15 protein-coding genes are annotated in these 13970 nt (G+C 72.1%); 10 read left to right on the forward strand and 5 right to left on the reverse strand.

Translation table 11 applies throughout. From position 1 onward, the window contains the following. The first annotated feature begins 150 nt into the window (after positions 1-150). From ABZ215_RS25465 to ABZ215_RS25480, 4 genes are all read left to right on the forward strand, one after another. Positions 151-2403, forward strand: coding sequence for a polyribonucleotide nucleotidyltransferase (locus tag ABZ215_RS25465; RefSeq protein ID WP_354952166.1), 2253 nt, complete (start codon positions 151-153; stop codon positions 2401-2403). A gap of 81 nt (positions 2404-2484) precedes the next feature. Continuing rightward, the gene (locus tag ABZ215_RS25470; RefSeq protein WP_354952168.1) at positions 2485-3849 is read left to right on the forward strand and encodes a pitrilysin family protein; all 1365 of its coding nucleotides are present in this window, start codon (positions 2485-2487) and stop codon (positions 3847-3849) included. Beyond that, positions 3846-4613: a 4-hydroxy-tetrahydrodipicolinate reductase gene (gene dapB / locus ABZ215_RS25475; RefSeq protein WP_354952170.1), complete on the forward strand. Its 768-nt coding sequence runs from the start codon at positions 3846-3848 to the stop codon at positions 4611-4613. The genes ABZ215_RS25470 and dapB overlap by 4 nt, the downstream gene beginning before the upstream one ends. Then, positions 4610-5062 carry a membrane protein gene (locus ABZ215_RS25480; RefSeq protein WP_017981774.1) on the forward strand — a complete coding sequence of 151 codons (453 nt, stop codon included), beginning with the start codon at positions 4610-4612 and terminating at the stop codon, positions 5060-5062. Before dapB ends, ABZ215_RS25480 begins: the two co-directional genes overlap by 4 nt. 99 nt (positions 5063-5161) lie before the next feature. Here the strand turns inward: ABZ215_RS25480 and ABZ215_RS25485 are convergent, their stop codons facing one another. After that, a complete protein-coding gene (locus ABZ215_RS25485) occupies positions 5162-5815 on the reverse strand; it encodes a TetR/AcrR family transcriptional regulator (RefSeq protein ID WP_354952172.1) in 654 nt (217 codons plus the stop codon). 99 nt (positions 5816-5914) lie between these two features. Here ABZ215_RS25485 and ABZ215_RS25490 point away from each other — a divergent pair, with 99 nt between their 5' ends. Beyond that, entirely contained in the window at positions 5915-6715 is an 801-nt protein-coding gene (locus tag ABZ215_RS25490) for a CPBP family intramembrane glutamic endopeptidase (RefSeq protein WP_354952174.1), read from the forward strand. Positions 6716-6754: 39 nt separating this feature from the next. Continuing rightward, the gene (locus ABZ215_RS25495; protein WP_354952176.1) at positions 6755-7309 is read left to right on the forward strand and encodes a hypothetical protein; all 555 of its coding nucleotides are present in this window, start codon (positions 6755-6757) and stop codon (positions 7307-7309) included. Here ABZ215_RS25495 and ABZ215_RS25500 read toward each other — a convergent pair. Both ABZ215_RS25500 and ABZ215_RS25505 read right to left on the reverse strand, forming a co-directional pair. Beyond that, positions 7294-8256, reverse strand: a complete 963-nt coding sequence (locus ABZ215_RS25500; RefSeq protein ID WP_354952178.1) for an aldo/keto reductase — start codon at positions 8254-8256, stop codon at positions 7294-7296. The genes ABZ215_RS25495 and ABZ215_RS25500 overlap by 16 nt on opposite strands. 302 nt (positions 8257-8558) lie before the next feature. Beyond that, positions 8559-9080 (reverse strand): membrane protein, encoded by a 522-nt coding sequence (locus ABZ215_RS25505; RefSeq protein WP_020422076.1) that lies wholly within the window; start codon positions 9078-9080, stop codon positions 8559-8561. A 186-nt stretch (positions 9081-9266) separates the two neighbouring features. Here ABZ215_RS25505 and ABZ215_RS25510 point away from each other — a divergent pair, with 186 nt between their 5' ends. Together ABZ215_RS25510 and ABZ215_RS25515 are read left to right on the forward strand one after the other, a co-directional pair. Next, the gene (locus ABZ215_RS25510; RefSeq protein ID WP_354952180.1) at positions 9267-9749 is read left to right on the forward strand and encodes a GtrA family protein; all 483 of its coding nucleotides are present in this window, start codon (positions 9267-9269) and stop codon (positions 9747-9749) included. A gap of 123 nt (positions 9750-9872) precedes the next feature. Continuing rightward, positions 9873-11141, forward strand: coding sequence for a glycosyltransferase 87 family protein (locus ABZ215_RS25515; protein WP_354952182.1), 1269 nt, complete (start codon positions 9873-9875; stop codon positions 11139-11141). 27 nt (positions 11142-11168) lie between these two features. Here ABZ215_RS25515 and ABZ215_RS25520 read toward each other — a convergent pair whose 3' ends face one another. Continuing rightward, entirely contained in the window at positions 11169-11546 is a 378-nt protein-coding gene (locus tag ABZ215_RS25520) for a helix-turn-helix domain-containing protein (protein WP_354952184.1), read from the reverse strand. 27 nt (positions 11547-11573) lie between these two features. On the opposite strand from ABZ215_RS25520, the gene ABZ215_RS25525 reads away from it, so the two are divergent. Beyond that, positions 11574-11894, forward strand: coding sequence for a DoxX family protein (locus tag ABZ215_RS25525; RefSeq protein WP_354952186.1), 321 nt, complete (start codon positions 11574-11576; stop codon positions 11892-11894). A 1-nt stretch (position 11895) separates the two neighbouring features. Here the strand turns inward: ABZ215_RS25525 and ABZ215_RS25530 are convergent, their stop codons facing one another. After that, positions 11896-12456: a GNAT family N-acetyltransferase gene (locus ABZ215_RS25530; protein ID WP_354952188.1), complete on the reverse strand. Its 561-nt coding sequence runs from the start codon at positions 12454-12456 to the stop codon at positions 11896-11898. A gap of 39 nt (positions 12457-12495) precedes the next feature. Here ABZ215_RS25530 and ABZ215_RS25535 point away from each other — a divergent pair, with 39 nt between their 5' ends. Then, positions 12496-13713 carry a crosslink repair DNA glycosylase YcaQ family protein gene (locus tag ABZ215_RS25535; RefSeq protein WP_354952190.1) on the forward strand — a complete coding sequence of 406 codons (1218 nt, stop codon included), beginning with the start codon at positions 12496-12498 and terminating at the stop codon, positions 13711-13713. Positions 13714-13970: the final 257 nt, after the last annotated feature.

Raw genomic sequence — 13970 nt, forward strand, 5'->3', positions numbered from 1 at the left:
GGCAGGCGCTCGAGGGCAAGGACGCCGGTCCTCGGTAGTGGCTTACGGGAGAGTCCCGTTGGCTTCGATCGAAGACCGGCTCGTTCCTCGGACGCCGCCCCGCACGGGCGGGGCGCTCTGCTGCCCGAACGAACGAGGAGTCAACTACACATGACCGAAGCAAGCGGACCCGTCGTGCACGAGGCCGAGGCCGTCATCGACAACGGCAAGTACGGCACTCGCACGATCCGCTTCGAGACGGGCAGGCTCGCCCGGCAGGCCGCCGGCGCTGTCGTGGCCTACCTGGACGAAGAGACGATGCTGCTGTCGGCGACCACCGCCTCCAAGCAGCCGAAGGAGCACTTCGACTTCTTCCCGCTGACGGTGGACGTCGAGGAGCGGATGTACGCCGCGGGCCGGATCCCGGGCGCGTTCTTCCGCCGCGAGGGCCGTCCCTCCACCGACGCGATCCTGACCTGCCGCCTGATCGACCGGCCGCTGCGCCCGTCGTTCGCCGACGGCCTGCGCAACGAGATCCAGATCGTCGTCACGGTGCAGAGCCTGCACCCCGAGGACCCCTACGACGTGCTGGCGATCAACGCCGCGTCGGCCTCGACCCAGATCGGCGGCCTGCCGTTCTCCGGCCCGATCGGCGGCGTCCGCGTCGCGCTGATCGAGGGCCAGTGGGTCGCGTTCCCGACCTGGTCGCAGCTGGAGCAGGCGACCTTCAACATGGTCGTGGCAGGCCGTGTCGTCGGTGATGACGTCGCGATCATGATGGTCGAGGCCGAGGGCACCGAGAACACGCTCGACCTGATCGCGGGCGGCGCCCCGGCGCCGACCGAGCAGGCCGTGGCCGAGGGCCTGGCCGCCGCCAAGCCGTTCATCCGCGTGCTGTGCGAGGCGCAGCAGAAGCTCGCCGACGCGGCCGCCAAGCCGACCGGTGACTTCCCGGTGTTCCCCGCCTACCAGCAGGACGCCTACGACGCGGTCGCCGCGATCGCGAGCGAGGACCTGGCCAAGGCGCTGACCATCGCGGGCAAGCAGGAGCGCGAGACCGCCACCGACGAGGTCAAGGCCGCCGTGCTGGCCAAGGTCGGCCTCGGCGAGGGCGAGGCCTTCGAGGGCCGCGACAAGGAGATCGGCGCCGCGTTCCGGGCGCTGACCAAGAAGCTGATCCGCCAGCGCATCCTGCGCGACAAGGTCCGCATCGACGGCCGCGGCCTCACCGACATCCGCCAGCTGGCGGCCGAGGTCGCGATCATCCCGCGGGCGCACGGTTCGGCGCTGTTCGAGCGCGGCGAGACCCAGATCCTGGGTGTCACCACGCTGAACATGCTGCGCATGGAGCAGCAGATCGACTCGCTGTCGCCGGAGACGACCAAGCGGTACCTGCACCACTACAACTTCCCGCCGTTCTCCACCGGCGAGACCGGCCGCGTGGGCTCGCCCAAGCGGCGCGAGATCGGCCACGGCATGCTGGCCGAGCGCGCGCTGGTGCCGGTGCTGCCGAAGCGGGACGAGTTCCCCTACGCCATCCGGCAGGTGTCGGAGGCGCTGGGCTCGAACGGGTCCACCTCGATGGGCTCGGTGTGCGCCTCGACCATGTCGCTGCTCAACGCCGGTGTGCCGCTGAAGGCGCCGGTCGCGGGCATCGCGATGGGCCTGGTGTCCGATGAGGTCGATGGCGAGACGCGCTACGTCGCGCTGACCGACATCCTCGGCGCCGAGGACGCCTTCGGTGACATGGACTTCAAGGTCGCCGGCACCAAGGACTTCATCACCGCGCTGCAGCTGGACACCAAGCTCGACGGCATCCCGTCGGACGTGCTGGCGGGCGCGCTGAACCAGGCCAAGGACGCCCGGCTGACCATCCTCGACGTGCTGGCCGAGGCCATCGACTCCCCGGACGAGATGAGCCCCTACGCCCCGCGCGTCACGAGCGTGAAGATCCCGGTCGACAAGATCGGCGAGGTCATCGGGCCGAAGGGCAAGATGATCAACTCGATCACCGAGGAGACCGGCGCCGACATCTCGATCGAGGACGACGGCACGATCTACGTGGGTGCGGCCGACGGCCCGTCCGCGGAGGCCGCGATCAGCAAGATCAACGCCATCGCGAACCCGCAGCTGCCGAAGGTGGGCGAGCGCTTCCTGGGCACCGTGGTGAAGACGGCCGCGTTCGGCGCGTTCGTCTCGCTGCTGCCGGGCAAGGACGGCCTGATCCACATCTCGAAGCTGGGTAACGGCAAGCGCATCGGCAAGGTCGAGGACGTGGTCAACGTGGGCGACAAGCTCCGCGTCGAGATCGCCGACATCGACAACCGCGGCAAGATCAGCCTGATCCTCGTCAAGGACGAGGACGAGGGCGAGAAGAAGGCCGAGGACGCTCCCGCCGAGGGCGCCGAGGCCGACGCCAAGTAGGACGAAGCGGTAGCCGGGAAACGGCCCGTCCCCGGGCGGGGCGGGCCGTTTTCCGTGTTCCCGCACGAGTGTTGGGATTCGATGGCGCGACAGATTGCCGGGCACGAGCAGGCCGCGGGCACCACGCGGACGCTCGAAACCGGGGCGAACGGCCAGGTTGTGAAGCGCACTGTGCTGCCGGGCGGGCTGCGGGTGGTCACCGAGCACGTGCCGGGGGTGCGGTCGGCGACCGTCGGCCTGTGGGTCGGGGTCGGCTCGCGGGACGAGCCGCCGAAGGTGGCCGGCGCGGCGCACTACCTGGAGCACCTGCTGTTCAAGGGCACCACCAACCGGTCCGCGGTGCAGATCGCCGAGGAGATCGACGCGGTCGGCGGCGAGCTGAACGCGTTCACCGCGAAGGAGCACACCTGCTACTACGCGCAGGTGCTCGACGAGGACCTGCCGCTGGCGGTGGACCTGGTCACCGACGTCGTCTTCGAGGCGCTCTGCGCGGAGTCCGATGTGGACACCGAACGCAGCGTGGTGCTCGAGGAGATCGCCATGCGCGACGACGATCCCGAGGACCTGCTGCACGACACGTTCGTCACCACGGTCCTGGGCTCGCACCCGCTGGCGCGCCCGGTGCTGGGCACCACCGAGTCGATCACCGGCATGTCGGCGAGCGGCCTGCGCGGGTTCTACCGGCGCCGCTACACGCTGCCGAAGATGGTGCTCGCGGTGGCGGGCAACGTCGAGCACGCGCAGGTGCTCCGCCTGGCGCGCAAGGCGTTGCGTGGCCGTCTGTCCGGTTCGGACACCCCGGTGCCGCCGCGCGCGGGCAAGGCGCGGGTGGCCGCGGAGCGGCGGCTGGTGCTGCACAGCGACGACACCGAGCAGGCGCACGTCATGCTCGGCATGAAGGCGCTGTCGCGGCACGACGAGCGCCGGTACGCGCTGTCGGTGCTCAACGCCGCGCTCGGCGGCGGGATGAGCTCGCGGCTGTTCCAGGAGGTGCGCGAGCAGCGCGGCCTGGCCTACCAGGTGTACTCGTCGGTGGCGACCTACGCCGACACCGGTCACTTCTCCGTGTACGCGGGCTGCCAGCCGGAGCGGCTGGGGGAGGTGTCGGCGGTGCTGCGGGACGTGCTCGGGCAGGTCGGCAAGGACGGCTTCACCGACGCCGAGGTCGCGCGCGCCAAGGGGCAGCTGCGCGGCGGGATCGTGCTGGGCCTGGAGGACACCGCGTCGCGGATGTCGCGCATCGGCAAGCAGGAGCTCAACTACGGCGTGCACCTCACCGTCGACGAGTCGGTGGAGCGGATCGCCGCGGTGACCACCGAGGAGGTGTGTGAGCTGGCCCGCACCCTGTTCGGGACGCCGGGAGGGGTTACCGCCGCCGCGGTGGTCGGGCCGTACGCTTCCGAGCAGGACCTACCGGAAGATCTGCACGAGGTGATCGCGAAATGAACCCCCGCGGCGAGGACAACCCGATCCGGGTCGGCGTGCTGGGCGCCCAGGGACGGATGGGTGCGCAGGTGGTCAAGGCCGCCGGGGGCGCGCCCGACATGACGGTCGTGGCGACGCTGGACGCGGGCGACGACCTGGCCGCGCTGACCGAGGCCGGCGCGGAGGTGGTCGTCGACTTCACCCACCCGGACGCGGTGATGGGCAACCTGGAGTTCCTGGTGGACAACGGGTTGCACGCGGTCGTCGGCACCACCGGGTTCAGCGAGGAGCGGCTGGAGACGGTGCGGTCGTGGCTGGCAGGCAAGCCGGAGGTCGGGGTGCTGATCGCGCCGAACTTCGCGCTCGGCGCGGTGCTCGCGATGCGGTTCGCGCAGCAGGCGGCGCGGTTCTACGAATCGGTCGAGGTCATCGAGCTGCACCACAACCGCAAGGCGGACGCCCCGTCCGGCACGGCGGCGCACACGGCGCGGCTGATCTCGCAGGCGCGCCGCGAGGCCGGGCTGAAGCCGGGCGCGGACGCGACGACGAGCGAGCTGGACGGCGCCCGCGGCGCGCGGGTCGAGGACGTGCACGTGCACTCGGTGCGGCTGCCCGGGCTGGTGGCGCACGAGGAGATCCTGTTCGGTCAGGAGGGTGAGACGCTCACCATCCGGCACGACTCGATGGACCGGACCTCGTTCATGCCGGGTGTGCTGCTCGGGGTGCGGGAGGTGCTGGGCCGTCCCGGCCTGACCGTCGGCCTCGAGAACGTGCTCGACCTGTGAAGGCCCGCAACGTCGCACTGGTGATGACCGCCGCGCTGGTGGTCTACCTGGTGCTGCTCGGGGCGCGCGGGGTGGAGCTGATCGCGACCGGCACCGGGGTGGGCATCGCGCTCGGTGTCGGCGTGCTGGTGCTGCCGCTGCTGGGGCTGTGGATGGTCGTGGCGACCTGGCGGTCCGGCACGCGGATCCAGCACCTGGCGCGACGCCTGGACGCCGAAGGCGGGCTGCCGGACGTGGCCGACCTGCCGCGCCGCCCGTCCGGCCGGGTGGACCGCGCCGCGGCGGACGCGTGGTTCGAGGAGCGCCGCGCGGAGCTGGAGCAGCACCCCGAGGACTGGCGGTACTGGTACCGGCTGGCGCACGCGTACGACCTGGCGGGCGACCGGCGCCGAGCCCGCGCGACGATGCGCAAGGCGCTGGACCTGGAGGCGGCGGAGGCCGCGCGCTAGGAGGACCGGCGGTGGTGCCGGTTGGTGCACGCGTACGACCGGCGCGGCGCCCGCGCCACGGTGCGCCAGGCGCTGGACCTGGAAGCGAGCGAGTCCGCGTTAGGCGGGGCCCGTGCCCGCGGCGGGTGCCGAGCAGGAGCGGCGCCCCGGCAGCGCTGCCAGTTCCTCGTCGAGGAGCCGGCGGACCTCCTCCGGCGGGAAGTCGTCCGGGTACATCGCGGCCTGCAGGGTCAGGCCGTCGACGAAGGTGTGCAGCCGCAGCGCCTGCCGTTCCAGGCCGGGGTCGGTGAGCCGGTCCCCGATGAGCTTCGGCGGGGGCCGGCCGCAGGAATACGCCACCGCGAGCCGGCACAGGTGCCGTTCCCCGTGGAGACCCGCGCCCTGCAGCTCGGCCAGTGATTCGTCCACCCGCGACTGCACCAGGCACGCCAGCCAGACGTCCGCGTCCACCCGCCGGTCGGCGTCCAGCGGCAGCATTTCCTCCAGCAGCAGCCGGGCGCGAACCGGTCCCGGCATCTCCCCGCGCAGGTGCTCGGCCACGCGTGCGGCGACCTTGTCGGCCATGGCCCGCGCCGCGAACCGCAGCAATCCGCGCTGGCTGTCGAAGTAGTGGCGCAGGCCGCCGACCGAAACACCCGCCTCCTCGGCGACCTTCCGCACCGTCACGCTCTGAATGCCCTCGCGGCTGATGACCTCCCACACGACGCGCGCGAGCTCCTGGCGTCGCTGGTCGTGGTCGACGAGCTTGGGCACGGAATTTTTATAGCACAACCGTACGGTCTCCGTTACAGTACGCTTGTGCTAAATAAATCGGAGACGCGGTCCTCCTCGGCGGCCGGCCGAGCGGTGCTGGTGACGGGTGTGCTGGTGATCGCCGGGTCCGCGCTGTGGCTCGTGCTGAGCGGGAACACCGGCATCCGCTATTCGGCGGACCACGACGGAACAGTGCCGATGTGGGTGCGCTGGATCCCGGTCGCGGTCGCGATCGCGCTGGTGCGGTTCGTGCCGGCCCGGCCCGCCCCGGACGCGCCGCACGGACGTCGCACCGGGCTCGAAGCGGGTGTTCTGCTGGCCGCTGCCGTGCTGTTCGCGGTCGTCCTGGCCGTGGCCGGCGGCGGCGAGCCGGCGCATACGGTGTCGAAGCTGGTGCTGCTGCTCGTGGTGCCCGTCCTGCTGTTCCGGTGGTCCCGCGACGCGGGGGAGGCCGGTGCCGCAGCGACCGTGCCGTGGTGGACTCCGGTGCCCGCGGTGGCGGCCTGGTTCGCCCTCAGCTACGCGGGTCCCTGGGCCGTGCCGACGAGCGACTACGCCTTCACCGTCGATGTGCTCACCCTGGTGGCCACGCTCGTGGTCGGCTTCCTCGTCAACAGCCTGCTCGAAGAGGTCTTCTACCGGCGGTGGCTGCAGACCAGGTGGGAGGCGCTCCTCGGGCCCTGGCCCGCGATCGTGCTCACGTCCCTCCTCTGGGCCGCCTGGCACGTCGGCATCCAGGGCACCGGCGACCTGCCGTCGGACCTGGCCGCGACCTTCGTGAACCAGGGGGTGGCCGGGCTCTTCCTCGGCTACCTGTGGAGCCGGTACCGCCTGACGTGGCCGCTGATCACGGTCCACGGCGCGATGAACGCCGCGCCGATCCTGCTGCCCCTGTGGTAATGCGTCGCGAACCCGTGCGGCCGTTGCGACACTGCACGAGTGCACGACGAACACCTGCTCGCGGGTTACCTGTCCGTCCCGCGCGCCGCGCGGGAGGGGTGGCCTTCGCGGTGGCTGCCGGAGCCCTTCATCAGCCTGAGCAGGTGCCTCACCGGTGTCGACCACGGTCCGGAGTTCTGGGCCTGGCACGCCGACCCGGCCGCGGCGGCGCGGTTCGACGGGCACCTGCTGGCGATCGGCTTCACCCGCCGCGACGCCGCCGCGCTCGTCGAGGCGCTCCGCGGCGAGCTGGACCCGGCCGACGCGGAACCGCTGGCCCTCCTCCTGCGGCAAGCGCCGATGCCGGAGCACGCCGTCCTGCGTGGCTTCGAGATCATCGGCGCGGACTTCGGCCTGATGGACGTGCACTCGTGGCTGTGCCACGGCTACGAGGCCGACGCCGGTGTCCACCTCAACCAGTGGGGGCTGATCGACACCCACGCCCAGGCCACGGACCTCCTGGCGTGGATACTCGGCCTGCCGCCCGAGGAGGCGCCGAAACCCGCGCACTGGACGGTGGCCGCCGTCGCCGAGCTGCCTCACTCCCGCAGCTGACGCCCCGCCACCTCGCCGTGGCCGAACACCCCCGCGCTGGCCGCCGACTGGTTCACGAAGTCGGCGAACGGGCCCGGCTCGAACGGCGCCGCCGCCTCCAGCTTCGCCACCGCCTCCGGGGGCAGCCTCACGTCCAGGGCGGCGACGCTCTCCGCGACCCGGTCCGCGGTGCGGAACCCGATCAGCGGGTGCACGACCGCCGACCGGGCCCGCGACCACGCGATCGCGACCTGCGCCGCCGTGACACCCAGCTCGTCCGCCACCGAGCGCACCGCAGCCGCCACCCGTTGCTGGTCCGGCGACGGCGAACCGACCCGGCTGGACCCGGTCAGCGCGCCGTGCTCCAGGACGCCCCACGCCGCGACGGTCAGCCCCAGCTGCTCGGCCATCGGCAGCACGTCACGCTCGATGTCGCGGTTCAGCAGGCTGTAGGGCACCTGCACACCGGCGAACGGCGTCCACCCGCGCCACTCCGCCAGCACGTCCGCCCGGCTCACCACCCACGCGGGCGTGTCGGACACCCCGAGGTACCTGACCTTGCCCGCCCGGACCAGGTCGTCCAGCGCACGCAGCGTCTCGGCGACCGGCGTGTGCGGATCCCACGTGTGCACCCACAGGATGTCGACGTAGTCGGTGCGCAGCCGCCGCAGGCTGCGCTCCAGGGACGCGACCAGGTTCTTGCGGTGGCTGCCCCCGGCGTTCGGGTCGTGCGGGTCGCGCGTCAGCGTGTACTTGGTGGCCAGCACGAACCGGTCGCGGTCGGTCAGCACCTCGCCCAGCACGCTCTCGCTCTCCGCGTACGCCGAGGCCGTGTCGATCACGTTGCCCCCGGCATCGGCGTAGGCCTTGACCACCCGCCGGGCCTCGTCCGGTTCCTGCAGCGCCATCGCCCCGAGGAACATCTCCGCCACGCGCAGCCCGGTGCGCCCGAAAAGCCGGTATCTCATGCGGTCCACTTTGTCGGAACCCGGCCGGATCCGGGCGCTGATCTCACACAATGACTCGCGACCGGCCGATCCTCGCCTCCGACGGGAACTTCGACGAGGTCGTGCCGCAGGGCCCGGTGGCCCGCGCGTTCGGCTACTCCGGCGCCGCCATCGCGATGCTCGCCGGGCCCGCGCTGATCGTCGTGCTCGACCTGGCCGACGCGCTGGCCTGGCAGGGCGTGGCGGGCGGGGTGGCCGCCACCGTGCTCGTCGGCGCGCCCGCGCTCGCTCGGGCTGTTCTGCGATCCTCCGGTAGCCCGAGCTCAGTGGTGGAACCAGCCCGCGAACACCGCCGGGCACGCGGCCAGCGCGCTGTACCTGATGAACCGCCCGGTCAGGCCGGCCGTGAGGAACGTCGACATCCGCATGTCGGCCAGGCCCGCCAGCACGGTCGTCGCCATGAACGGGGGGAGCCCGATCAGCGAGCTGACCCCGTAGGTGCCCGTCATCCAGTGCGGGTGCCGGTGGCAGCGCTCGCGCAGGGCCTCCACCTTGCCGCGCAGCCACTTGGTGCGCTGGTGCCACCGGTCGCGGCGGCGGCTGGGCGGGCGCTCCCGGTGCAGGCGGTCGTGCAGGAACCGCGGCAGCCTGATCGAACCGCGCGCGGCCAGGTAGTACAGCAGTTTGCCGGCGATCTGGCCGATCGAGACGGCCGCGCCGATCAGCAGCCAGTGCAGCCCCGGCTCGCTGGCCACGAGCCCCAGCACGAACACCTCGACGCTGATCACGGGCACGATCGCCGACCCGAAGGCGACGCCGAGCGTCACCCAGAACCAGGCGAACATCCGCGCCTCCTGACGGGGGGCTTCGGGGCGGCGCGCGCCTCCGCGGGGGACGGAGGATCACACGGACGGGGTCACAAGAAGATATCAGCCCGAAGTGTGATCTCCGTGGGGTCGGTGACACTTTCCGCCGCCTGTTGACTACCGGCTGCTCACCTTCCCGTCACCCGGTTCTGCCACCGTGGCGCCGTGCAACAGGACATCCGGGTGACGCGGTCGCTCGTGGAGAGGTTCGCGTCGTTCTGCGCGACGGTCGTCCGGTACCTGCCCCTCGGGCTGAACACGCTGGTCCCGCCCAGTTTCGTGGGCTTCGCGCTGATCAACGGGTTCACCTTCGGCGTCGACCTGCTGCTGCTGACCCTGGGCCACGGCGTGGCCGGGCTGCCGCTGCCGGCCGCCATCACCGCGGCCTACGTGTGCGCCTTCGCGCTGAGCTTCGTGCTCAACCGCGTCTTCAACTTCCGCTCGCACGCTCCGGTCGGGCGCCAGGCCGTGCTCTACGCGATAGCGGTGGCCGTCAACTACTTCGCGTTCATCCTCGGCGCCGGGGCCGGCCTGGCCGCGCTGGGCGTGCAGTACCACCTGGCGCGCATCATCGCCGGCGCGTGCGAGGCGGTGTTCCTCTACAGCGTGCTTCGCTGGATCGTGTTCACCGACCGCAGCCGCGCGTAGCGCAAGGGGGACCCGCTCGTAACATCGATCACGCGGGCAACGAAGATAGGCGTTGCGGCGTCTGTTCCGTGAGATCACGCCTGGCCGGGACTGGGAGAACGAGTGAAAGCTGTCATCGAGACGATGAGGTACGGCAGTACCGCCGAGCGGGTACGCCTGGGCTTGGAACTCCTGCTGGCCGTCGGCCTGTTCGCCGCGCTCGCGTACTACGCGCACGGCATCCGCAAGTGGCCGACCGACGTCGACATCTACCGGCTGGGCGCGGACACGTTCCTCAAGGGCCACTCGATCTACTCGGAGCTGCCCGTCTCGACCATCGGCGGCGCGCTGCCCTACACCTACCCGCCGTTCTCCGCCGTGCTGTTCACGCCGCTGGCCATCATCCCGCCGCCGATCGGCTACCCGCTGCTGACCGGCGCGACCTGCCTGGCGCTGATCCCGATCATCCTGGCCTACCGCAACTCCTCGCCGGAGCTGCGCGGGCTGCTGAACAAGACCTGGATGGTCATGGCGGCCGCGATCGTGATGGTGGTCGCCCACCCGGTGGCGAACACGATCTTCTGGGGCCAGATCAACGTCCTGCTGATGATGCTCGTCGCGGTGGACATCCTGTGGCCGAACCCGCGCTGGCCGCGGGGCGCGCTGATCGGCATCGCGGCGGCGGTCAAGCTCACCCCGGCCGGGTTCTGCCTGATCTTCCTGCTGCGCAAGGACTTCCGCGCGGTGGTCACCGCGTTCGTCAGCTTCCTGGTGATGACGGCGATCGCGTTCGTGCTGATGCCCGGCGACTCGTGGACCTACTGGACCGACCGCGTCTTCCACGCCACCGGCATGAACATCGGGCCGATCCACGCCAACGAGTCGATCACCGCGACGTTCGAGAAGCTGCACCTGACCGGCACCACGCTGACGGTCGTCGGCGGTCTCGGCGTGCTCGCGGTCGTCGCCATGACGTTCCTCGGCACCGCACGGGCCCTGCGGGACGACAACCTCGCGCTCGCGCTGGGCGTCAACGCCGCCGGTGTCCTCCTGATCTCGCCGATCTCCTGGTCGCATCACTGGATCCTGGCGCTGCCGACGGCCGCGCTGGTGCTCGTGATGGGCGTGCGGAAGAACAACAAGTGGCTCATCGTGTCCGGCTGGGCCGCGGTGGTGATCCTGTGGCTCGCGCCGCACTACTGGGTGCCGCTGGAGTGGGAGAACTGGAGCTTCGCGCAACAGGTCGCGGGCAGCAGCTACCAGATCGTGGCCGTGGCCTTCCTGGTCGTGATGTCCGTGCTGTGGTTCCGCGGGCGGGGCAAGCCCGCACCGGCCGACGACCTGGACTTCGAGCTGAGCCAGGAGCTGACGAAGCCGGCCTTCACGCCGGTCCGAGCCGGCGACGAGGCCTGACCGTCAGAGCCCGGGTTCTCCCGGGCTCTACTTGTTCCGCTCGTCGAACGCGCGCTGGCTGCGTTCGATGTCGGGGTCGTGCTCGACCGCCCATTCCGCCAGGCGCACGGCGGGCTCGATCAGGGTGCGGCCGACGTCGGTGAGCGCGTACTCGACGCGGGGCGGCACCTCCGCGTAGGCGGTGCGCGACACCAGACCGTCGCGTTCGAGGTGCCGCAGCGTCAGCGACAGCATCCGCTGGGACACGCCCGGGATGCGCTGCTGCAGCTCGGTGAAGCGCATTCGCTGGTCGTCCAGCGTGGCGACCACCAGCAGTGTCCACTTGTTGCCGATCCGGTCCAGGATGCGCCGGATCGCGCGCCCGCCGTCGCCCCGGATCAGGCAGGTCCGTTCGTACCGCGACACGCACGCTCCTGTCCGCTACGCACACCCGTGTGCCTTTTCGCGGGCGGGAAGAAGATCGCGCAGAGCCGGGAGCAGCTGGCGCCGATGATGGGCTGGGTCGACACCGTGCCGATGTGGGCGGTGCGTGGCATCGGCGCGGTGGAGATCCTCGGCGTGCTCGGGCTGGTCCTGCCGCCGCTGACCGGGGTCGCGCCCGCGCTGGCGCTGGTGGCGGCGCTCGGGTTCGCGGTCCTGCAGGTGCTGGCGGCCGGCCTGCACCTGTCGCGGGGCGAGGTGAAGGAGACCGGGCTGAACGTGCCCCTGATCGCGCTGGCCGGCGTCGCCGCGTGGCTGGCGACCGCCTGGTGACCTACTCGACGAGCTGGATGTCCAGCGCGCCGGTGAGGCGGAGTTCGCGCAGGCGGCGGTCGCCGGTGTCCAGGGTGCGGACGGTGCCGTCGGGGTGCCAGCCGGCGCGGCGGTAGAAGCCGAGGGTCGCGGCGTCGGACTCCACCGCCCAGGTGACGGCGCGGCCGGCGCCCAGCTCGCGCAGCCCGGCGACGGCCGCGGCCAGCAGCCGGGAGCCGTGGCCGCGCCGGGACCAGCGCGGCTCCACCAGCAGCGTCCCGATCAGGCCGGTGCGGTCGGCGTCGCCGGGCACGTTGCCCGCCGCGTCGGCCACGTCGTCGCGCGGCGCTGGACCGGCGACGCAGAACCCGACCGTGTAGCCGCCCTCCACGGCGAGGTGGATCCGGGAGCCGGGGTGGCCGATCGCCTCCGCCCACCTGGCCTCGGTGACCGCGGAGTCCAGTTCGGCGAGCGCGCGGTCGCTGAGGACGCCCTGGTAGGCCGTTCGCCAGGTGACGCGCTGGATCCGGGCGATCTCCGCGGCGTCGGCGTCGACGGCTTCGCGGACGGACACGGTGCTCATGCCGGGAACCTACCGGTTTTGTCGGTGGGTGCTGGCACCATGAGCACCACCATGGAGACGATGAGTGTGGCGGCCGCCCGGCGGGCGGCGCTGGCGGCCCAGGGTTTCGCCGACCCGCGGCCCGGCACCGAACCCACCCGGCGGCACCTCAAGCGCGCGCTGGCGCGGCTGCAGCTGATCCAGCTGGACTCGGTGAACGTCGTGGTGCGGGCGCACTACGCGCCGCTGTTCGCGCGGCTGGGCGGCTACGACCCGGCGCTGATCGACGAGGCCGCGTGGGCGCACAGCAGCCGCAAGCCGCGGATGCTGGTGGAGACGTGGGCGCACGAGGCGAGCCTGATCCCGGTCGAGGACTGGCCGCTGCTGCAGTCCGGCGCGAAGCGGCCCGGGTGGTGGCGCAACTACCAGCCCCTCGCCGACCGTTCGCCGTCGCTGGTCGACGACGTGCTGGCGGTGGTGAAGGAGCTCGGCCCGATCGGGGCGGGCGGCATCGAGCGCGAGCTGGAGGGCGAGTCGAAGCGCCGTCCGGGGTCCTGGTGGGAGCGGTCCGAGGTCAAGAAGATCTGCGAGCTGCTGTTCGGGCTGGGCCAGCTGACCACCGGCACGCGGCGCGGGTTCGAGCGGCTGTACGACCTGACCGAGCGGGTCGTGCCGGCGGAGATCCTGGCGCGGCGCGTGTCGGCGGAGCAGGGGGCGCGGGAGCTGATCTCCCGCGCGGCGACGGCGCTGGGCGTGGCGACGGAGCCGGACCTGCGGGACTACTACCGGCTGGGCCCGGAGACGAGCCGCCGGGCGGTGGCCGAGCTGGTCGAGGACGGGGTGCTGGAGGAGGTCGAGGTGCGCGGCTGGCGCGGCCCGGCGTACCGCTTGGTGGGCGCGCGGATGCCGCGGAAGGTCGCGGGGCGGGCGCTGCTGTGCCCGTTCGACCCGCTGATCTGGGAGCGGGCCCGCACCGAGCGGCTGTTCGGGTTCCGGTACCGCATCGAGATCTACGTGCCCGAGCCCAAGCGCGTGTACGGCTACTACGTGTTCCCGTTTCTGCTCGACGGCGAACTGGTGGCGCGAGTCGACCTGAAGGCCGACCGGGAGGCCGGGGTGCTGCGGGTGCAGGGCGCGTTCGCCGAGCCGGGCGCCGAGGTGCCGCGGGTGGCCGCCGAGCTGGCCGGGGAGCTGCGGTCGATGGCCGAGTGGCTGGGGCTGGACGGTTTCGTGGTGGGGGAGCGGGGTGATCTGGCGCCGGCGCTGAGCCGGGCGTGAGAACGGGGAGCGGGGGCGCTGTCGCGGGTCCAGTGGGTCACGGGAGGCCCAGCGACGCTGCGGCTGGCGGCCCCGGGCGGGAATCGGCGAGTGGCTGCCGCTGGGCCAGGTAGTGGTGGGCGCGGGCGGGAGCCCTGCGGGTGGCTGCTGCTGGGCCGGGTGGTGGTGGGCGCGGGCGGGAGCCCTGCGGGTGGCTGCTGCTGGGCCGGGTGGTGGTGGGCGCGGGCGGGAGCCCTGCGGGTGGCTGCTGCTGGGCC

It is taken from the genome of Amycolatopsis sp. NPDC006131, from assembly GCF_040614175.1.
In the GTDB taxonomy this organism is placed as follows: Bacteria; Actinomycetota; Actinomycetes; order Mycobacteriales; family Pseudonocardiaceae; genus Amycolatopsis_E; species Amycolatopsis_E tucumanensis.